Below are 19,375 nucleotides of genomic sequence, written 5' to 3' on the forward strand. Positions count from 1 at the left end.
TTACTTCTTAACAAATTTAGTTTTGATGTCTGTTCCTTTTTCATTAATGTTGATAAAGTAAACTCCTTTCACCAGATTTCTGACAACAATTTTACCGTCTCCTAAAGTTCCTTTTGAAATTAATTGCCCTACAGCATTATAAATTTCGTAAGGAGATTTTGAAGAAGCATTTGAAACATTTAAAATATCATCTACCGGATTCGGATAAACCTGAATGGTTCTCACGCCATCAACCTCTGAAGTTGCCAACGCTGAAACTGTAGCCTGTTTAACAGCATAAAACACATTCCCGATTGCAGAAACTCTTATGTGGCCGTTTTTACCCGCTAAAGCAGCAGGGATAAACACACTTGCAGAACCTGTATTCGGAACAGAGGCTGCCAAAACCGTCCATGTTGTTCCTCCATCAAAAGTATAATCGATTTTCACATTGGCCACATTATATGGTGCGGCGGTAGTTCCTGAAACCGTCCATGCAACTGTAGAATTTGTATTTGGAGACAAAGAGGTTGTATTTACGGTAAAAGCTGCAGCAGACCCTACAACAATCGTTTGTGTAGCATAAGCCGTTTGAGCCTGGCCTGCAGGTTTGTTATCTCTTACTGTAACCCGGAAATGAGTTGTTCTTTCCACATTAGAAGCTGATTCAAAATCTAAAGTATTTGCAACAGCTCCACCAAGAACAGTAGCTAATTTAGGGAAATATCTTGTAGGAGTTGATACCGCAGGCCATGATCTGAAAATAGCACCTGAAGTCTCGTTCCCGATATTTGTATTATCAATTCCGTCGTCTAAAATACAGGCATCCATTTGTTCCCAATTGTAGGTTAATGCATCTCCATCAGGATCTGTAGCAGAAGCTGTCAATACAAATGCCGTCGATCTTGGAATGGTATAAGTTGTTGGCATTGCTGCAACAACCGGCGTGTTATTCGCGATCGGTGTTTCTACATCTACCGTTACCGCCGCAAGATTTGCCTGAACCTGATCGATACTTACACTGTGAAAATAAGGATCTGAATGATCCTGTAAATCCGTAGCCGGGCCTGTAATTCCTGCATATCCCATAATCGTAGAACCTGATCCAGGCTCAACTTCAGTCCCCATGAAATCTTCAAAGAAACTATAGGTATGAGAATCTCCTAATTGATGCCCAATTTCGTGAGCCACATAATCAATATCAAAAGTATCACTCATCGGGATACCATCAGCAGGAGAAGTTATACCACTTCCTTTGTAATTATTAGGGGCTGTATATGAGTAACCACAACCTCCATTAGCCGCTGAGTATGTTGTTGTAGAAACATCATTACTGCCGATACAGCCAATACAACCTGCGTTACCACCGCCACCTGTTCTTCCAAACAAATGTCCTATATCAAAACTTGCATCCGTAACTCCGTATGCACCGTTATGTAAAGTATTCATTAATTCGTAATTCCATTTACACATTTGACTTGCATTACTGTAAGGATCAGAAGCAGCAGTTGTAAAAATAAGGTTGGGAGCGCTCACCATATTAAGGTGAAGGTTGAATTCCTGCTCAAAAACGCCGTTTACTCTTGTTAAAGTTGCATTGATTTGAGCTAAAGCATTAGCTGTTCCTCCAAAATAAGTAGTGTATTCACCAGTCACAGACATTGCCAATCTAAGGGTATGGTATTTTTTATCACTGGATTTTGCAGCAGCTCCCGAAGCCATCATCTGCTGCATTTTGGCAACAGATTCTTTGCTTTCTTTTGTGCTACAAGTAAATGCGTGGCCATTCTTACTACTTTTCCCGTGGATTGAATAGGCTGATTTATCCTGAGTTGCAGGTTCAATAAATTCATATTTCCCATTATTGATAATCATAGACTGAAAATCGTTGGGTGCGACACTGAATCTGATATATTTGGCAGGATCGTCGACACCTGTTCCGACATATGATCCCAATTGATACTGACCTGCTAATGCTTCGTCTACAACAGGTAAGCTATTCACCGTAAATTTTTCAATCTTACCGTTTAATGTTGGAATATTAACTGTAATACCGCTGCCTTCACCATATTTTGGAGCTGCCAGTAGCTGGGTTCTTATTTTATCAATATCAAGCTTGTAATATACTGAGTTATCGCTCTTTTTTACCACTTCTTTTGGTGGCATTACTTTACTCCACTGTGCGCTTGCCATAATAGCAGCTGTCACTGTTAATAAAGAAAATAATTTTCTTTTCATATACTTATTATTTAAAAATAGGAATGTAAAATTAGTATTTTATATAATATCACAATGAAAAGAAATGATTAATTTAAATTTTAATTTAAAAATTAAAATTTTTTACTAAATATCTGTGTTTTAATTTAATAATTAATCTATAAAATCTATTTCTGTTGCTTCTGCAGCCATTCTTCATGCTTTTTTCTGAAGAGGTCATTTTTATAATCTTGATTTCTTTTGGCCGCATCTATGGAATGTGAGGTGTGAATATCAGCATCTTCTTCTGCAAAATCTGATAATTTCTCATAATAACAATGAAGCTCGTCAAGCTCTTTTTCGGTGAGATCTTCAATATCTACAATTCTGTTGCTTGCTTTTTCGTTGGCGGCTATCAATTCATTTAATTTAATCTGAATTGCTTTTGAATCTTTATTTTGAGCCTTTTGAATAAGAAATACCATTAAAAAAGTAATAATGGTCGTACCTGTATTAATAACAAGCTGCCAGGTTTCGGAATATTTAAAAATGGGTCCGCAAACCGCCCAAATAATCACGATGAGAGTGGCACCGATAAATGCATACGGGCTTCCGGTAAATTTTGTTGCCCAATCTGAAAATTTTTCAAAAACACTTTGATTATTTTTTGACATAGTTTTTAATTTATGTAAGATTCATCAAAAACTCCGCCGAAATGGTCATAGCTTAAGATTAAATTAGTTTCCCTAACAAACATTTGACTCCATCTATTAAGAAACCCCAACTTTTCCAAGTTGGGGCTAAAAAAAATTAAATCTTAAATGTTTAATATCCTACATTCATATAAACTTTGCGGCCATTCAACGGTTGAATTGCTCTGAAGTTTGGTGCTGAATATATTGCTTTGTAAGAATCAAATTGTGAAGTTGACAGCTGTTGTTTATTTTTAAATACAAACCATGTCACCGGTCCTCCATTTGTAATTGACGAGCTTGCCCCGAAATTTGGAGTGGTTAATGAACCGTTGTATGTAAAATATTCTCTTGTATTGCCCGGAAGCAAACTGGAAAGATCAAAAGTTGTATTGGGTGAATTTATAGTATTACTCGTAGTTGGAGATTGAGAGAATAAATTCTGAAGAGAAGAATTCCCATTTCCAAGGTCAACCAGTACGCCAAGTACAGCATAAGAATTGTCTGCAGCTACATTCACAAAATGGATTTCCATTGTACTGTATTTGCCGTCCATCGTATGTTCGCTGCTATAGTGGAAGTGAAAATTGACAAGATTGTATTTTTTTCCTCCCACCGTAATATAATTGTTAACATTATCCGTTCCGCTCACATTTACTCTTAAATTCTCTCCTGCATTATTGGCCACGGAACTTAATGTCACTGTACCATAATGAATGGCAGGGTCTGCACTGTGAAAACCTATCGTTTTGGAAGGCTCAATATTGATCGGGGTCTGAGATTCTGCAACTGAAGCGGGAAAGTTAGAGGTAACAATCGGTGTGCTGATGATATCCGACGGATAAGAAGATAACTCGTGGGGTTCACTATAATCGCTTTGACATGAAGCCAGGAAAAGCAATTGACACAAGCATAATAAAATGCCAAATTTTTTGATACCGGATTTAGAAACCGGTACGATTTTTTTTTCTTTTTTCATTTGTAAATTTTTAAAATATATGGGTTTTAATTACGGCTAAACCCGCATCAAATATAGGATTACTTCAACGATCAAATACAAGAAAGGCTTCATTTTTAATTGTATTTTAATTAACTATAACTTTCTATAAAAGAGATAAAAATTTCAACAAAATCTCACCCATCGGTTAAAAATATACCTATCAATAAGCTTTAACTTTAAAACTATTTAACACAAAAAAATCCGCTCCTAAAAAAAGGAACGGATTTGATATAATCATTGCAAAATATGCAAGTTATCACACTTTAATTTCAACGTCTACACCGCTTGGCAACTCTAATTTCATTAGAGCATCCACAGTTTTAGAAGAAGAAGAATAGATATCCATCAATCTCTTGTGAGCAGAAAGTTGGAACTGTTCTCTAGCTTTTTTGTTAACGTGTGGAGATCTCAACACAGTGAAGATTCTCTTATTTGTTGGCAATGGGATTGGTCCGTTTACAACAGCACCAGTAGCCTTTACCGTTTTTACGATTTTCTCAGCAGACTTGTCTACCAAGTTATAATCGTAAGATTTTAGTTTTATTCTGATTCTTTGTGACATTTTTCTAATTTAAAAAATTAACCTTTTGCTTTAGCAATGATTTCTTCAGCAACGTTTTGTGGAGTAGCCTGGTACTTCTCTAATTCCATAGAAGAGGTAGCTCTTCCTGATGAAAGTGTTCTTAGAGTTGTTACATATCCAAACATTTCAGAAAGTGGAACTGAACCTTTGATTACAACGGCACCGTTCTTTTCTTCCTGACCACTGATTGTACCTCTTCTCTTGTTAAGGTCACCAATGATGTTACCCATATATTCCTCCGGAGTTACAACTTCCAATTTCATAATAGGCTCCATGATTACTGGCTTAGCAGCACGTCCCGCTTCTTTAAATCCTAATTTAGCAGCCATTTCAAAAGAAAGAGCATCAGAATCCACTGCGTGGAAAGATCCGTCTTTAAGAACAACTTTAATACCTTCAACTTCGAAACCAGCCAAAGGACCGTTCTTCATTGCAGCTTTAAAGCCTTTTTCAATAGCAGGAACAAATTCTCTAGGAACGTTACCACCTTTGATCTCATTGATGAATTCTAAACCAACTTTACCTTCGTCAGCAGGTCCTAGTTCAAATACAATGTCAGCAAATTTACCTTTACCACCAGATTGTTTTTTGTAAACTTCTCTGTGCTGAGCAACTTTTGTAAGATTTTCTTTGTACTCTACCTGAGGTTGTCCTTGGTTTACTTCAACTTTGAATTCTCTCTTCATACGGTCAACAATGATATCCAGGTGAAGCTCACCCATACCAGAGATAATCGTTTGTCCAGAAGCTTCGTCAGTTCTTACCGTAAACGTTGGATCTTCTTCAGCCAATTTAGCTAATGCGTTACCCATTTTATCCTGGTCAGCTTTAGTTTTAGGCTCAACAGCAATACCAATTACCGGATCAGGGAAAACCATCGATTCAAGAACGATTGGGTTTTTCTCATCACACATTGTATCACCGGTTTTGATAGATTTGAAACCTACAGCTGCACCAATATCTCCTGCTTCAATATATTCTACAGGATTTTGCTTGTTAGCGTGCATCTGATAGATTCTTGAGATTCTTTCTTTATCACCTGAACGGGTGTTTAAGATATAAGAACCTGCATCTAATCTTCCAGAGTATGCTCTGAAGAATGCTAATCTTCCCACGAACGGGTCAGTAGCAATCTTAAATGCTAAAGCCGAGAACGGCTCATTTACGTCTGGTTTTCTTGTAATTTCAGCGTCAGTTCTAGGGTCAGTACCTTTGATATCATCTTTATCCAATGGAGAAGGCAAGTATTTACATACTGCATCCAACATAAACTGTACTCCTTTATTTTTGAATGAAGAACCACAAGTCATTGGGATAATAGATAAATCGATAGTAGCTTTTCTTAGCGCTTCGTTGATTTCGTCTTCAGAGATTGAATCCGGATCTTCGAAGAATTTCTCCATCAAAGTCTCATCGTAGTCAGCCACAGCTTCTACTAATTTCTCTCTATATTCAAGAACTTCAGCCTTCATGTCTTCAGGAATTGGCACTACTTCGAAAGTAGCTCCTTGTCCTGCTTCATCCCAGATGATCGCTCTGTTTTTAATTAAGTCAACAACACCTTTGAAATCTTCTTCAGCACCGATTGGTAAAACGATTGGAACTGCGTTTGATCCTAACATTGTCTTAACCTGGTTTACCACGTTAAGGAAGTCAGCACCCTGTCTGTCCATTTTGTTTACAAATCCCATTCTAGCAACTTTGTAGTTGTCAGCAAGTCTCCAGTTTGTTTCAGACTGAGGCTCTACTCCATCTACTGCAGAGAATAAGAATACCAATCCATCCAATACTCTCAAAGATCTGTTTACTTCTACTGTGAAGTCAACGTGTCCCGGTGTATCGATGATGTTGAAGTGGTAAGGTTTAGTTTCAGGTAAAGCTTTTCCTTGATCCGTTGGAAAGTTCCAAGAACAAGTAGTCGCTGCAGAAGTAATAGTAATACCTCTTTCAGCTTCCTGCTCCATCCAGTCCATTGTAGAAGCACCATCGTGAACTTCTCCAATTTTGTGGTTTACACCTGTATAGAATAAAATCCTTTCTGTAGTGGTAGTTTTTCCCGCATCAATGTGGGCAGCAATACCAATGTTTCTTGTAAATTTTAGATCTCTACTCATTTCAGATTAGAATTTAAAGTGTGAGAAAGCTTTGTTAGCTTCCGCCATTTTGTGAGTATCAGATTTCTTTTTGTAAGCAGCACCTTCTTCTCTTGAAGCAGCTACCACTTCATTAGCTAATTTCAAAGCCATAGATTTATCATTTCTAGCTTTTGAATATTTGATTAACCATTTCATTGCCATAGAAATTTTTCTGTCAGCTCTGATTGGCATAGGAATCTGGAAGTTAGCTCCACCTACTCTTCTAGAACGTACTTCTACGTGAGGCATAACGTTAGTTAATGCATCTTTCCAGATTTCAAGGGCTGTTTTCTCAGTTTCTCCTTTTTTAGTTTCTACGATCTCTAAAGCATCATAGAAAATTTTGAATGCGATTGACTTTTTACCGTCAAGCATTAGGTTGTTTACGAATCTCGTTACCAATTGATCATTAAACTTCGGATCTGGTAACAACGGTCTTTTTTTCGCTTTTGTCTTTCTCATTGCTTCTGTACCTTATTTAATGATTATTTTTTCTTTCCTTTTGCTGGTGCAGCTGGTGCCTGACCTGGTTTAGGTCTCTTAGCCCCATACTTCGATCTTCTCTGTGTTCTTCCATTTACACCTGCAGTGTCTAAAGCACCTCTTACGATGTGGTAACGTACTCCCGGTAGGTCTTTCACCCTTCCGCCTCTTACCAATACTATCGAGTGCTCTTGAAGATTATGTCCTTCGCCCGGGATGTAGGCGTTAACTTCTTTACCGTTAGAAAGTCTTACCCTTGCAACTTTTCTAAGTGCAGAGTTAGGTTTCTTCGGTGTAGTAGTATATACTCTCGTACATACACCACGTCTTTGTGGACAAGAATCAAGGGCAGCCGATTTGCTCTTCTTGGCAAGCGTGGCTCTTCCTTTTCTTACTAATTGTTGAATAGTAGGCATTTAATTGCTTTTTATTTTAGGGTGCAAAAATAGTAATAATTTTTTAATCTACAAGCAGTTATAAAGAAATAATCTTTTTAATTAAAATTTAATTAATACTATCATCATGCATTTTCTATGAAAGAATACCGATAAAAGAAAGGTTGATTTAATTACTTTTTAATAATCTAATCAGTCAAATTTCAGCTGAGAAGTATACAAAACTTTAGATCTGTCTCGGACAGTATCATACTTTACCCATTTTATTTTAGGATTTACGGTTCCGGCAATGCTCTCTTTTAGTTTTCCTTTTTGACTGTTTGTATGAGTATATTTGAAAGACTTATTAATAATGGAAAAATGATAAGTTGTAACAGTAACATTATTTTTTTCATCATTATAAAGATATACCTTATCCTTAAACTTAGATATCTGTGGCTGAATTTTATCTTTATTTTTTAAATAATTTCCGGGATCTTTCATTCCATATGTTACAAGGAAAATAAAAAAGAAACAACTTATTCTCCAAACCAGCTTATCTGTAGAATTATTCTGGAAATAAAGAATGAGAAATGAAAAGAATAAACAAAAGTTAGAAGCCGCCATAAGTCTCACTCCCATTTCTTCAATTTGTTGAAGATACCCTGAAACTAATACTGCTACACCATAAACACACGCCATTATCCATAAAAGCATATGAAAATAATATAGCGATGTTTCTTTTGCCTTTTTATAATATTTAATTAAATAAAGAAAAATAAATACATCTATTATAAAGACAAAAAACTGAAAAGCAATACTTCCTACACTATTCGAAGCAGGTTTTATACCAATAAACGGATCTACTGCATTCGCAAGGCCAAGAAAATCTCTTACCACATATATATAGGATACCCAAACTGGTTTTCCTCTCAAATTTTCCCCGGTAAGACTGCCAAAATACATATGATTAAACAACAAATATCCACCAATCCCGAATCCAGAAACCACAAGAAACAACAATAAAGGTTTAAAGTATGTTTTATCCTTAAGTTTAAAAAACATTAAAACACTAAAAAGCAGGATTGATAAATAAATATAAATTCCGGAATATCTACACGCAAACATACAAAGAATCATTAGCGAGCCTCCTAAAGCATTCAAATAAAGATTTTTTTTCTCGGAAAAAATTTCATGTAAAAAATAAAACAAGAAATACATAAAGAAAATAAAAGGGCTTTCTGACATCGCTCCAAAAAAAACAAAATAAAATGTTTTTCCGGTAAACAACAAAACCGTTTCCCTGAAATAAAAGCTTTTTCTATAAGAAAACAACAAAATAATTGCTGTAAAAAGTAAATTCAAAATCTTCGAAGCCCAAAAATAATCTTTAGAAAATGTGTAAATAATTTTCAATAAAATAGGATATCCCAGAGGAAAAAGATCGGTCTGAGGATTTGGTAAATCCGCTGCAATACCAAAATACGACAGGCTATCCGAACCGATCCCTCCATATGAAATAAAAAAAGTTTGAAAAAAATAAACTACTACTATTATAATAGACAGTATCTTATATTTCATCATAATATTTAGGCTTTTAAACCGCAATATTAAGCAAACTTATTTAAATAATTTTGCCATAGTTATCATCTATTGACAAACATTAAAATCGGCACAATATTTCTTAACTTTGTTATATACAATAATAACTACTTAATAAATTATGAAAAATGCAAACATTATTGGCCTGAAAGAAGAGGATTGTAAAAACATTTCAGAAAAGTTAAATATACTTTTGGCCAACTATTCAGTTTTTTATCAAAACACGAGAGGTTCTCACTGGAATATTAAAGGGGAGCAGTTTTTTACGCTTCACCCTAAATTTGAAGAGCTTTATAATAGCTTAGTCTTAAAAATCGATGAAATTGCAGAAAGAATTTTGACTTTAGGCGCTACTCCTGCTCACAATTACTCTGACTATCTTACCGTTTCCACCATCAAAGAAAGCCAGGAAGTAAGTGACGGAAATAAAAGCGTAGAAATCATCCTTAATTCTTTCAAAGTGGTCATCGATTTACAGAGAGAACTTTTAGACATCACCGAAAAAGCCGGCGATGAAGGAACGAACTCCCAAATGAGCGACTATATCACCGAACAGGAAAAAGAAGTTTGGATGTACAATTCTTATTTAGGCAAGTAAACCTAAAAATCATCGAAATATCTCAAAAAATCGCCTTACATTTAGGCGATTTTATTTTTAATTTATATATTTGCGTAAATATTACACAATATGCACGATGTACGTTTAAACTCAATCCTAGATAATGATTTCTATAAAATAACCATGCAAAACGCTGTGGTGAAATTATTTCCAGGTTCAATCGTAAAATACGAATTCATCAACAGAGGAAAACATCAGTTTCCGGAAGGTTTTGATGCGGCGTTGAGAGAAGCCGTAAACAAAATGGCCGAACTTAAATTAACGAAAGACGAGAAAAAGTTCATGGCAAAAACCTGTCCTTATATCGATCTTCCCTATTTAGATTTTCTTGAAGGCTATCATTATGATCCTTCCGAAGTGAAAATTATCCAGAACGGAAGCGATCTGTCGGTTATTGTTGAAGGGCTTTGGTACAGAACAATTCTTTGGGAAGTGCCTTTATTAGCCTTAATCAGCGAACTTCATTATGAAATGAACCACATGGAAAGAGACTCCAATGAAGTGGTCATGAGTAAAACCATCGAAAAAGCAGAATCTTTAGCAAGATTAGGAGTAAATTTTGCAGAATTCGGGACAAGGAGAAGACATTCTTATAAAGTTCAGAACCTGGTTGTGGAAGCCTTAACTCAAAACAAACAATCAACATTTATCGGAAGCTCAAACGTCCATTTTGCTATGAAATACGGCGTAAAGCCGATCGGAACCCACGCTCATGAATGGTTTATGTTCCACGCTGCAGAATATGGTTTCAAAATGGCAAACGAATTAGCGCTGGAACATTGGGTAGACGTTTACAGAGGCGACTTGGGAGTTGCTCTTTCAGACACTTATACGACGGATGTTTTCTTCCAGCAATTTGACAAAAAATTCGCAAAACTTTTCGACGGAGTACGTCATGACAGCGGCGATCCTTTTGAATTTACAGATAAAACCGTTGCCCATTATGAGAAAAACGGTATCAATCCCTTATTTAAGTATATTATTTTTTCCGATGCCTTAAATCTTGAAAAAGTAGAAGAAATCACCAATTACTGCAAAGGTAAAATCGGAATTTCTTTCGGAATTGGCACCAATCTTACCAATGATGTTGGCTTAAAGCCAATGAATATTGTTATGAAATTAATCGGAGTACAAGCTCCAAACCAGGATTGGATCCCGACCGTAAAGCTTTCCGACGAACACGGAAAATACACCGGAGATCCAAAAATGATCGAATTAGCAAAAGAATTTCTAAGGATAAAAGATTAACACAATGAAACTAAAAATTATTTTGACAGCATCTCTTTTAGCAGCAACATTTTCGTTGGCTCAAAAGAAAACAGAAAAAGTGAAATTCAACCAAGAGCTAGCCACTTCTCTCGGCGCCGACAAATATGGAATGAAAGGCTACACCATCGTGATGCTGACTCCCGGAACAGCAAAAATTGAAGACAAAGGAAAAATGGCTGATTTAATGAAAGGTCATTTAGCTAACATCGGGAAATTGGCAGACGAAGGAAAACTGGTTGTTGCCGGTCCGTTTCTAGAGCAAAATAAAGAAAATTACCGCGGCATGTTTATTTTTAATACAAAGTCTAAAGAAGAAGCTGAGCAATGGGTAAAAAGCGATCCGTCTGTGCAAGCGGGAGTTTTCAGCTATGAAATTTTTTCCTGGTACGGCTCTGCAGCGTTGCCTTTATACCTAAAACATCACAAAGAGATTTCGAAAGAGAATCCTTAAATTATTTTTAAATTATAATAACCATCAAAAACAATTATTTATGAAAAAGACGAACTTATCAAAGCTTTCAAGAAAAGCTCTTAAAGACATCATAGGAGGAACTTTGTATCCCGCACTGGAGTGTTATTCTGACAGAGAATGCAGCCATTATGGAGAAGCATTAATCATGTGCCCAAATGGAACATCCTCAATGACAAATTATATATGCATGGGCGGAAAATGCATGATCAATACAGGTTTTTGCCCACCATTGGAAATCGAAGGTCCTATTACGATACAACCATAATAATTAAAAGTTTTAAAAATTAATGAAGTGAGTCTTTTGGCTCACTTTTTTTATAAATTATCCTGTTACTTTTAATTATATTTATGCAAACAAAATTACCATGAAAACCATAGAAGAAGTCCTGAAAAAGCTCGATGAAATTATCCTTTGGAGCAAAGAAAATCAAAGCCCCGCAGGATATTTTGCGTGCACATACAGAATTATGACCGCTCAGGTTTTAAAAGGAATTCAGCAGAAAAAATTTGAAGATAACCCCAGAATGACAATGCTTGACCTTGCATTTGCACAAAGGTATCTTGAGGCTTGGGACAACTACAGAAAAGGAAAAAAATGCACAAACGCCTGGTACCTTGCCTTCGAAGCTACAAAAAATAAAAACCTCCTGATTTTACAGCATATTTTCTTAGGAATGAATGCTCATATCAATTTAGATTTAGGAATTTCAGCGGCGTCAGTAATGCCGTACAGAAAGATCAATCCTCTTAAAAAGGATTTTGAAAATATCAATACAGTCATTGCTTCTATTAATCAAAAGGTACAGGATTCATTAAATAAAATATGTTATCCCGTAGAATTGGTTGATAAATTATCGAACGGAAAAGACAATGTCATTTTAGATTTTGCCATTTCAAAAGCGAGAGATACTTCCTGGGCCACGGCAGTTATTGCATCGAACACTCCCAACTTCATGAGAGAATCTGTCATTAATATTGTAGATTATGCTACTGCAAAAGTCGCTTCTCAAATTTTAAATCCGAAAATACTAACGCCTTCTTTAACTAAAGAATTAAAAAAATGTGAAAGCAGTGATGTGGTAAAAAATATAGAGATTTTAGCTTCAACGAAAAATGCTTAATCAACTATTTAGGTTAAATTTGGTAAGATGCTTCGACAAGCTCAGCATGACATTTCTAATACCAACTGGTCTATTAGACGTCATATTTGTAGCGATGTCATGCTGAGCTTGTCGAAGCATCTCAAAACTTATAAGTCAATTTTTAACGATAAAAAACTATTTCCAATGGAAAATTCTACGGTTTCCCATAAAGAAAATCAGGTTTTCTTTTTGTAATTTTGAAAAATGGAGATGACATATTTAATTATCGGACTTATTGCCGGGGGAATTCTTGGAGCGGTTATTTTGTATTTCGCATTGAAATCGTCTATGGTTTCAAGGAATTCTTATGATGAACTTAATAATTTACACATTAAAAACAATTCTAATTTAGAAAATTCAAATCTTAAAATTCAGGAGCTCAACCAGAATATCAATAAAGAAAAAGAACTGAATATTCAACAGACCGATCTTTTAAATGATCTGAAAAATGAGTTTGCAAAAATTTCTGCCGAACACGCATCTTTACATTCTCAATTTTTAGAATTAAAGCAAGTTAATTCTAAGCAAACAATTCAAATAGAAAATCTTTTAACAGAAAAACAGAATATTTTCGCGAAAAATTCTGAGCTTTCTGCCATTAACGAAAGTTTGCAAAAATCTCTTTCAACGCAAAAAGAAGAAATTACTAAAATTCAAGATGAATCAAAGCTTCAGTTTGAAAATTTAGCCAATAAAATTTTAGAGGAAAAAAGCGTAAAATTTACTACTTTAAATCAAAGTAACTTAAAAACCATCCTGGAACCGTTTCAGGAAAAAATCAATGATTTAAAAAACCGGGTGAATGAAGCTTACGAAAAAGAAAATAAAGAACGTTTCTCTTTGGCGGAAAAAGTAAAGGAGCTGGCAGAATTAAACCAGCAAATTTCCGAAGACGCCAAAAAATTAACCCGGGCTTTAAAAGGGGAAAGCAAAACGCAGGGAAATTGGGGTGAAATGATCCTGGAAAGCATTCTTGAAAAATCCGGTCTGGTAAAAGGAAGAGAATATTTTCTTGAACACGAGCTTCGTGATGAAGATAATAAAGCTTTATTTTCAGAATTTTCAGGTAAAAAAATGCGTCCCGATGCTGTTATAAAATATCCGGACGAAAGAAATGTCATCATCGATTCTAAAGTTTCGTTGACCGCGTTCACGGAATTGGTTGATGAAACCGATCAGGACGTTTATTTAATTAAGCTGAATCAGCATTTATCTTCCATTAAAAACCACATTACTCAATTAAGTCAGAAAGCTTATGATGATTACGGGAAATCTCTGGATTTTGTAATGATGTTTATTCCGAGCGAGCCGGCTTATATAGCGGCAATGCAAGCCGATCAAAACCTTTGGAATTATGCTTATGAAAGACGTGTTTTATTGTTAAATCCAAGCAATCTGATTACCTCTTTAAAACTAATTGCTGACCTTTGGAAGAGAGAATATCAAAACCGGAATTCTATGGAAATTGCGGAAAGAGGCGCAAAATTGTACGATAAATTTGTAGGATTTGTAGATAATTTAGATAAAGTCGGAAAGAATTTAGATCAGGCAAAAAACGTTTACAATGAAGCATACAAGCAGCTTTCTACAGGAAATGACAACTTAGTTATTCAAACTCAGAAATTAAAATCTTTAGGAATTAAGAATAAAAAAGACCTTCCGCCAAGCTTGATCGATAATTCCCAAATCACTCTGGAAACCACAGAAGAATAAAATTTACAGCCTCAGATCATTTCTGAGGTTTTTTATTTAAAGATAAATTTTCCATAATTTTGCGGAATGCTAATAGAAAGTTTTCAAAACGATAAAATAAAAAACATTACCAAACTTATTACAGACAACCGGTTCAGAAAAAAATCAGGTGTTTTTGTCGTTGAAGGTCAACAGGAAAATGAGCGGGCCCAGAAATATGATTTTGAACCTGTAGAGTTTTTTATTTGCGAAAAAATCTTTAAGGGTGAAATACCAGGAATAAAAACTCATTATGTAAATGATAAAGTTTATGAAAAAATAGCGTACAGAGGAAGTTCTGAAGGGATTATCGGCATTTATAAAACCAAAGAAGCGGAACTTACTTCTTTTAAGCCAAAAGAAAATTCCACCATAATTATTGTTGAAGGGGTAGAAAAACCGGGAAATTTAGGTGCCATTTTGAGAAGTTGTGAAGCTTTCGGAGTTGATTCTCTGATCATTACCGACACTAAAGCCGATTTTTACAACCCTAATGTTATTCGCTCAAGTGTTGGCTGTCTTTTCGGAATGGATGTTTTTCAGGCTGAAAATGAAGAAGTCTTAAATTTTTTAAAGGAAAACAATTTCAATATCTACACAACCATCATGGATGAAAGCGCCGAAGATCTTTATAAAAGAGATTTCACAAAAAGATCTGCAGTTCTCTTTGGAACCGAACATTCGGGATTAAGTGATTTTTGGTCAGGTAAAGGAAAAAATACACTGATTCCTATGACAGGAAGCATTGATTCTTTAAATCTCAGCAATGCAGTAGCCATTACATGTTACGAAGCGTTAAGACAAAAGAAAAATTAAATTAGTTTGATTAAAAGGCATAAAAAAACCGCTTCACAAGGTAAAACGGTTCTTTTATTTTTTAGCTTACGCTAAGATTATTTCTTAGCAGCGTCTTTAGTTGCATCTTTAGCAGCATCAGCAGCACCTTTAGCAGCATCAGCAGCACCTTTAGCAGCGTCAGCAGCACCAGCAGCAGCTCCTTTAGCAGCATCAGCACCAGCAGCAGTAGTTGCAGCAGCAGCATCTTTAGTAGCGTCTACAGTAGCAGAAGCAGCAGAATCAACAACAGTAGCAGCAGAATCAGCTACAACAGCAGCAGAATCAGTAGCAGCAACAGCAGCAGAATCAGCACCTCCTTCAGTAGAAGTAGCTTCAGTTTTTTTACAAGCAACTAGAGAGATTGCAGCGATAGCAGCTACGAATAATGACTTTTTCATAATAAATTAAATTTAATTTTGTTAATATTGTTTTCTAAAATTATTTCTTTGTTCTGTTATTTGAACAAGACAAAGGTATATCAGATTGAAAACTTGTTTATGAAAAATAATTGTAATACCTTTGTAAAATAGTTTTACAAATAAATACTATTGAATATCAATAAATTAACCAATTTTTGAAAAATTGACAGATTTAGACTTATTACACTTTGAGCAACTAAAAAAGGATGTGCAGGCTCAATATTTAAAAGAATACACTCCTTCCTATGATGATATTTCAAAATGGAAAGGGATAGATATTATTTATTTCCAGGAAGACCTTCGTAAAAAGGCTAAAGGAAACATCAGCGAAAAATCTTTTTATACTTATTTTAAAAATTCGCCTGTAACAAAGTTACCACGTATTGACATGCTCAATTTGTTGAGTATTTATGCGGGATACGACTCATGGTACGAATTCAAAAAACAGCATCTTTTTGCGGGAGAATTATTGCAGGATGAGGAAGATGTAAGCCAAGAAGAAATCCAACAGCTTGAAAAAAATATTGAAAATTCTCCTGAAATCCCAAAAACTGAAATTCAGGCTAAAAATAGCATCCGAAATGAGCCTCAAAACTTTGATTTACAAAAATCAAATACTGAAAATCAATCAGTTAATAAAAATAGTGAGATTCAAAAAAATTCTGAAACTGAAGTCATTAAACCTAAGAAAAATTTCCTTAAAAAGAATGCCTGGGCAGTAGTGACTTCCATATTAATTGTTATTACCGGATTTTTAGGTTTTAAAGATGAAATTTTCTTAAAAGAATATACATATTGCTTCACCGATGCCGACAGAGGAACTGCTGTTATCAATACACTGGAAATACAAGTTATTAAAGAAAACGAATCTCCGATCGTATATAGAATAAAACCGGGTGAATGTTTTAAATATTCAACAAAGGATAAGATCTTGAAAATGCAGATCAGAGCACCTTTTTATGAATATATTGAAGTCAACAGAAGCCTGGAGAACGCTCCTGAAGAAGAGACCATAGAGCTGAAGCCCGACGATTACAAAATGGCGGTGAATTATTTCTCAGTAAAAGACGTTAAAGGCGGAAATCAGGAAGAACAGATCGCATTGATTAAGCAAAAAAGGAAGCAATTAGAAAATTTAATCAGCAATAATGCAATTATTTATCAGGTATATGACAATGCCACCTATGGTATAGAAACGCTTGATAAACAGAAATATATCACTTTAGTAACGACTCCTACCACATCTTTGAAAAACCTGAGTGTTATCGAGATGAAAAAAGACAATAAGGGGAAAATAATATCCATCAAATTTAAAATTGCTAGTACTGATGAAAAGAATAAATAACTTTTTGATTTTTACCCTCCTGATGCTGGCTTTTGTTGCCTGCAACAATAAAAAAACCGAGCCCAGTGACCTGGATAAGCTGAGAAACAGCAACAACACAAATAAAACCTATCCTGCGGTACAAATGGATAGCGCCCAGGCAATTAACTTCATTACAAAGCAAAAAGTTCAGGAGCTTCTGGACCTGTCAACATTATATTTATCGGGTAACAGAAATACGGAAATTGATACGGTAATCTATTCTCAAATGAAAGGGTATTTCCATAAGCCGGACAGCACAACGTTTAAAAACCTCTTTAAGGAATTGGATAGCCTGAAAGTAAAAGCCGTAAAAGTGAATAATCTTGAAGTTTATAAGGATTATTACCAGAAAGACACCTTAGATTTCGCGAAATTTAATGTTGAATATTTTGATGGGAAGAATAAATCTTTGGGAGTTTTTGAAAAAAATGCGCAATATATTCTAGTTTCGGCACCGATAAAGTTTAAAAAAGAGTTTAAATTTTACTTCCTTAATTTTTATTCCCCGCCTTTAAAGAAAGACAGCACATCAGTTGGCGTTACCAAATAGTCGAGCGGAATATCATTTTCCCAGACATCATCGATATTTTCATCGGGGTTAAAATAATTAATTCCGATTTTTTTTGCTTCAGAAGAAAGATTTTCAAAAAAACCATCATAAAAACCTTTGCCATAGCCTACTCTATTGCCTTTATCATCACAATATAAAAGTGGAGTAATCACATAATTAAAATCACTCTCCCCGGAATCTTTATTAGAAACAGGTTCTGAGATATTCCAATTATTAATTTCAAATTTTGTATCCTTAAAAATTTCTACAGAAATCAGCTTAGCATCAACGATTTTAGGAACAAAAACATGAATATTCCGGCTTAAAAAATAATTAATGAAGGTTTGAGTATCAATTTCTTTAAATTTTTCAATTGAAATAAAAATATGCACTTTATCTCCCGAAACAGGTTGAAAATAATTGATAAAATTTTCAAAAATCTTTTCTGATATCAAGAAAGCCTCATCAGTTGACAAGGCTTTTCTTTTTTGCATATATTTTTTCCTAAGCTCGGCTTTTAACATCGTTATTATGCGTTTTCAGCTTGTAAAATTTTATATAATTTATCAGACAAACGAACCCTGAACGGAAGTTCAAAAGTAATTTGATCGCCAATTTTTGCGGTTTCACAAGGACCTCCATTGGCGAAAATGTCGGTAATAGTAACTTCCTGTTCACCCGTTGTCGGACCAGAAATTAAGACTTTATCTCCAACTGAAAGTTCTTTATTTTCAATTAAAAACTGTGCAATTTTTGATTTTGTATAATAATGTTCTGCCCTTCCGATCAACACTTTTTTGATTTTTATTTTCTTACGGATATCTTTGGTTTCAACTGCTGCAGCTTTTGCCAAAGCTTGAGTTGACAGCTCGCCGGAATTTTTAAATTTCAGAGCATCAGATTTGCCTTTTCTGAAAACCTTATTTCCAACCTGCAGGCCTTTTCTTAATGCAACCTGCTGTTCCCAAGGCAAATGAATGGTTTCAAGACATTCCGTAGAACAAGTGTTTTCCATAGCTTCCTTACACTCATCACATTGAATAAACAATAAATGACAGGCATCATTGGCACAATTGGTATGGTTATCGCAAGGTTTTCCGCACTGGTGGCATTGCGCAATAATATCGTCTGTAATTCTTTCCCCCAAACGGTGGTCAAAAACAAAGTTTTTACCGATAAATTTACTTTCTATCCCTTCTTCTTTTATCTGGCGGGTGTATTCAATAATTCCACCTTCTAGCTGAAAAACATTTTTAAAACCCTGATGCTTGAAGTAAGCGCTGGCTTTTTCACAACGGATTCCTCCCGTACAATACATCAGCAGGTTTTTATCTTCTTTAAAATCCTGTAATTGCTCATTGATGATGGGCAAACTTTCTCTGAAATTTTCTACATCAGGAGTAATAGCGCCTTCAAAATGACCGACTTCACTTTCATAATGATTTCTAAAATCGACTACAATTGTATTCGGATCTTCCAGTAAATCATTAAATTCGCGAGCTTTTAAGTGAATTCCTTTGTTGGTAACATCAAAAGTTTCATCATTCAAGCCATCGGCAACAATTTTATGTCTGACTTTTATGGTTAACTTTAAAAATGAATGATCATCGTGCTCAACTGCTACATTTAGACGGATTCCTTTCAGAAAATCGTAAGCTTCCAATGTCTCACGAAATGCTTCAAACTGATCCGCAGGAACACTCATCTGAGCATTAATTCCTTCATGAGCAACATAAATACGGCCAAGCGCATCGAGTGCATTCCAGGCTATAAATAATTCATCGCGAAATTTTTTGGGATCTTCAATTTTGGCATACGCATAGAAAGACAACGTAAGGCGTTCCTTACCGGCTTCATCAATAAGTTGAGCTCTTTCTTCTGCGCTTAAGGTGTTATACAGTTGCATGCTATAAACGTTTTAAGTGA

Annotated in this window: 21 protein-coding genes; 10 read left to right on the top strand and 11 right to left on the bottom strand. The window is 35.2% G+C overall.

Features of this window, described 5'->3' with window-relative positions:
* The 8 genes from BLT04_RS05800 to BLT04_RS05835 form a co-directional block, all read right to left on the bottom strand.
* Nucleotides 1-2,217: a zinc-dependent metalloprotease gene (locus BLT04_RS05800; protein ID WP_089754647.1), complete on the bottom strand. Its 2,217-nt coding sequence runs from the start codon at nt 2,215-2,217 to the stop codon at nt 1-3.
* A gap of 146 nt (nt 2,218-2,363) precedes the next feature.
* Nucleotides 2,364-2,849, bottom strand: a complete 486-nt coding sequence (locus BLT04_RS05805) for a low affinity iron permease family protein (RefSeq protein WP_089754649.1) — start codon at nt 2,847-2,849, stop codon at nt 2,364-2,366.
* Nucleotides 2,850-3,000: 151 nt separating this feature from the next.
* Nucleotides 3,001-3,846, bottom strand: a complete 846-nt coding sequence (locus tag BLT04_RS05810; protein WP_089754650.1) for a carbonic anhydrase family protein — start codon at nt 3,844-3,846, stop codon at nt 3,001-3,003.
* A 277-nt stretch (nt 3,847-4,123) separates the two neighbouring features.
* Complete coding sequence (gene rpsJ / locus BLT04_RS05815; RefSeq protein ID WP_002661363.1) at nt 4,124-4,429, bottom strand: 30S ribosomal protein S10; 306 nt, start codon at nt 4,427-4,429, stop codon at nt 4,124-4,126.
* 17 nt (nt 4,430-4,446) lie between these two features.
* Entirely contained in the window at nt 4,447-6,564 is a 2,118-nt protein-coding gene (gene fusA / locus BLT04_RS05820; RefSeq protein WP_089754652.1) for an elongation factor G, read from the bottom strand.
* A gap of 6 nt (nt 6,565-6,570) precedes the next feature.
* Nucleotides 6,571-7,047 carry a 30S ribosomal protein S7 gene (gene rpsG / locus BLT04_RS05825; RefSeq protein WP_047401262.1) on the bottom strand — a complete coding sequence of 159 codons (477 nt, stop codon included), beginning with the start codon at nt 7,045-7,047 and terminating at the stop codon, nt 6,571-6,573.
* A 23-nt stretch (nt 7,048-7,070) separates the two neighbouring features.
* Nucleotides 7,071-7,484 (bottom strand): 30S ribosomal protein S12, encoded by a 414-nt coding sequence (rpsL, locus tag BLT04_RS05830; RefSeq protein WP_027381287.1) that lies wholly within the window; start codon nt 7,482-7,484, stop codon nt 7,071-7,073.
* Nucleotides 7,485-7,655: 171 nt separating this feature from the next.
* Entirely contained in the window at nt 7,656-9,026 is a 1,371-nt protein-coding gene (locus tag BLT04_RS05835; RefSeq protein ID WP_089754654.1) for a hypothetical protein, read from the bottom strand.
* A gap of 139 nt (nt 9,027-9,165) precedes the next feature.
* Between BLT04_RS05835 and BLT04_RS05840 the strand changes: the two genes are divergently transcribed.
* The 8 genes from BLT04_RS05840 (at nt 9,166) to BLT04_RS05870 (ending at nt 15,093) form a co-directional block, all read left to right on the top strand.
* Nucleotides 9,166-9,642 (top strand): Dps family protein, encoded by a 477-nt coding sequence (locus BLT04_RS05840; protein WP_089754655.1) that lies wholly within the window; start codon nt 9,166-9,168, stop codon nt 9,640-9,642.
* 90 nt (nt 9,643-9,732) lie between these two features.
* Complete coding sequence (gene pncB, locus BLT04_RS05845; RefSeq protein WP_089754656.1) at nt 9,733-10,911, top strand: nicotinate phosphoribosyltransferase; 1,179 nt, start codon at nt 9,733-9,735, stop codon at nt 10,909-10,911.
* Nucleotides 10,912-10,915: 4 nt separating this feature from the next.
* The gene (locus tag BLT04_RS05850; RefSeq protein WP_089754659.1) at nt 10,916-11,383 is read left to right on the top strand and encodes a YciI family protein; all 468 of its coding nucleotides are present in this window, start codon (nt 10,916-10,918) and stop codon (nt 11,381-11,383) included.
* Nucleotides 11,384-11,423: 40 nt separating this feature from the next.
* Complete coding sequence (locus tag BLT04_RS05855) at nt 11,424-11,669, top strand: hypothetical protein (protein ID WP_089754661.1); 246 nt, start codon at nt 11,424-11,426, stop codon at nt 11,667-11,669.
* A 100-nt stretch (nt 11,670-11,769) separates the two neighbouring features.
* Complete coding sequence (locus tag BLT04_RS05860; protein ID WP_089754663.1) at nt 11,770-12,525, top strand: DUF5995 family protein; 756 nt, start codon at nt 11,770-11,772, stop codon at nt 12,523-12,525.
* Nucleotides 12,526-12,552: 27 nt separating this feature from the next.
* Nucleotides 12,553-12,741 (top strand): hypothetical protein, encoded by a 189-nt coding sequence (locus BLT04_RS18730; RefSeq protein WP_139166214.1) that lies wholly within the window; start codon nt 12,553-12,555, stop codon nt 12,739-12,741.
* Between the two features lie 9 nt (nt 12,742-12,750).
* A complete protein-coding gene (gene rmuC, locus BLT04_RS05865) occupies nt 12,751-14,259 on the top strand; it encodes a DNA recombination protein RmuC (protein WP_394331110.1) in 1,509 nt (502 codons plus the stop codon).
* A 66-nt stretch (nt 14,260-14,325) separates the two neighbouring features.
* Nucleotides 14,326-15,093: a TrmH family RNA methyltransferase gene (locus BLT04_RS05870; protein ID WP_089754665.1), complete on the top strand. Its 768-nt coding sequence runs from the start codon at nt 14,326-14,328 to the stop codon at nt 15,091-15,093.
* A gap of 77 nt (nt 15,094-15,170) precedes the next feature.
* On the opposite strand, the gene BLT04_RS05875 is transcribed toward BLT04_RS05870, so the two are convergent.
* Nucleotides 15,171-15,512, bottom strand: coding sequence for a hypothetical protein (locus tag BLT04_RS05875; protein ID WP_089754666.1), 342 nt, complete (start codon nt 15,510-15,512; stop codon nt 15,171-15,173).
* A gap of 184 nt (nt 15,513-15,696) precedes the next feature.
* Here BLT04_RS05875 and BLT04_RS05880 point away from each other — a divergent pair, with 184 nt between their 5' ends.
* Together BLT04_RS05880 and BLT04_RS05885 are read left to right on the top strand one after the other, a co-directional pair.
* Complete coding sequence (locus tag BLT04_RS05880) at nt 15,697-16,878, top strand: hypothetical protein (RefSeq protein WP_089754668.1); 1,182 nt, start codon at nt 15,697-15,699, stop codon at nt 16,876-16,878.
* Complete coding sequence (locus BLT04_RS05885; protein WP_089754670.1) at nt 16,862-17,449, top strand: hypothetical protein; 588 nt, start codon at nt 16,862-16,864, stop codon at nt 17,447-17,449. The genes BLT04_RS05880 and BLT04_RS05885 overlap by 17 nt, the downstream gene beginning before the upstream one ends.
* On the opposite strand, the gene BLT04_RS05890 is transcribed toward BLT04_RS05885, so the two are convergent.
* On the bottom strand, nt 17,398-17,943 hold the full coding sequence (locus tag BLT04_RS05890) for a 5-formyltetrahydrofolate cyclo-ligase (RefSeq protein WP_317040687.1): 546 nt from the start codon (nt 17,941-17,943) through the stop codon (nt 17,398-17,400). The two genes, BLT04_RS05885 and BLT04_RS05890, sit on opposite strands and share 52 nt — an antisense overlap.
* A gap of 35 nt (nt 17,944-17,978) precedes the next feature.
* Nucleotides 17,979-19,355, bottom strand: a complete 1,377-nt coding sequence (gene trhO, locus BLT04_RS05895; protein ID WP_089754674.1) for an oxygen-dependent tRNA uridine(34) hydroxylase TrhO — start codon at nt 19,353-19,355, stop codon at nt 17,979-17,981.
* Nucleotides 19,356-19,375: the final 20 nt, after the last annotated feature.

Origin of the sequence: Chryseobacterium soldanellicola, assembly GCF_900100115.1 — a bacterium.
Taxonomy (GTDB): Bacteria; Bacteroidota; Bacteroidia; order Flavobacteriales; family Weeksellaceae; genus Chryseobacterium; species Chryseobacterium soldanellicola.

Bases quoted from the DNA above. Each gene is read 5' to 3' on its own strand.
- BLT04_RS05835 (WP_089754654.1), bottom strand. From the start codon at position 9,026: ATGATGAAATATAAGATACTGTCTATTATAATAGTAGTAGTTTATTTT.
- BLT04_RS18730 (WP_139166214.1), top strand. From the start codon at position 12,553: ATGCTTCGACAAGCTCAGCATGACATTTCTAATACCAACTGGTCTATT.
- pncB (WP_089754656.1), top strand. From the start codon at position 9,733: ATGCACGATGTACGTTTAAACTCAATCCTAGATAATGATTTCTATAAA.
- BLT04_RS05890 (WP_317040687.1), bottom strand. From the start codon at position 17,943: ATGCAAAAAAGAAAAGCCTTGTCAACTGATGAGGCTTTCTTGATATCA.
- rpsL (WP_027381287.1), bottom strand. From the start codon at position 7,484: ATGCCTACTATTCAACAATTAGTAAGAAAAGGAAGAGCCACGCTTGCC.
- BLT04_RS05885 (WP_089754670.1), top strand. From the start codon at position 16,862: ATGAAAAGAATAAATAACTTTTTGATTTTTACCCTCCTGATGCTGGCT.
- fusA (WP_089754652.1), bottom strand. From the start codon at position 6,564: ATGAGTAGAGATCTAAAATTTACAAGAAACATTGGTATTGCTGCCCAC.
- BLT04_RS05860 (WP_089754663.1), top strand. From the start codon at position 11,770: ATGAAAACCATAGAAGAAGTCCTGAAAAAGCTCGATGAAATTATCCTT.
- BLT04_RS05850 (WP_089754659.1), top strand. From the start codon at position 10,916: ATGAAACTAAAAATTATTTTGACAGCATCTCTTTTAGCAGCAACATTT.
- trhO (WP_089754674.1), bottom strand. From the start codon at position 19,355: ATGCAACTGTATAACACCTTAAGCGCAGAAGAAAGAGCTCAACTTATT.
- BLT04_RS05810 (WP_089754650.1), bottom strand. From the start codon at position 3,846: ATGAAAAAAGAAAAAAAAATCGTACCGGTTTCTAAATCCGGTATCAAA.
- BLT04_RS05855 (WP_089754661.1), top strand. From the start codon at position 11,424: ATGAAAAAGACGAACTTATCAAAGCTTTCAAGAAAAGCTCTTAAAGAC.
- BLT04_RS05800 (WP_089754647.1), bottom strand. From the start codon at position 2,217: ATGAAAAGAAAATTATTTTCTTTATTAACAGTGACAGCTGCTATTATG.
- rpsJ (WP_002661363.1), bottom strand. From the start codon at position 4,429: ATGTCACAAAGAATCAGAATAAAACTAAAATCTTACGATTATAACTTG.
- BLT04_RS05875 (WP_089754666.1), bottom strand. From the start codon at position 15,512: ATGAAAAAGTCATTATTCGTAGCTGCTATCGCTGCAATCTCTCTAGTT.
- BLT04_RS05870 (WP_089754665.1), top strand. From the start codon at position 14,326: ATGCTAATAGAAAGTTTTCAAAACGATAAAATAAAAAACATTACCAAA.
- rpsG (WP_047401262.1), bottom strand. From the start codon at position 7,047: ATGAGAAAGACAAAAGCGAAAAAAAGACCGTTGTTACCAGATCCGAAG.
- rmuC (WP_394331110.1), top strand. From the start codon at position 12,751: ATGGAGATGACATATTTAATTATCGGACTTATTGCCGGGGGAATTCTT.
- BLT04_RS05840 (WP_089754655.1), top strand. From the start codon at position 9,166: ATGAAAAATGCAAACATTATTGGCCTGAAAGAAGAGGATTGTAAAAAC.
- BLT04_RS05805 (WP_089754649.1), bottom strand. From the start codon at position 2,849: ATGTCAAAAAATAATCAAAGTGTTTTTGAAAAATTTTCAGATTGGGCA.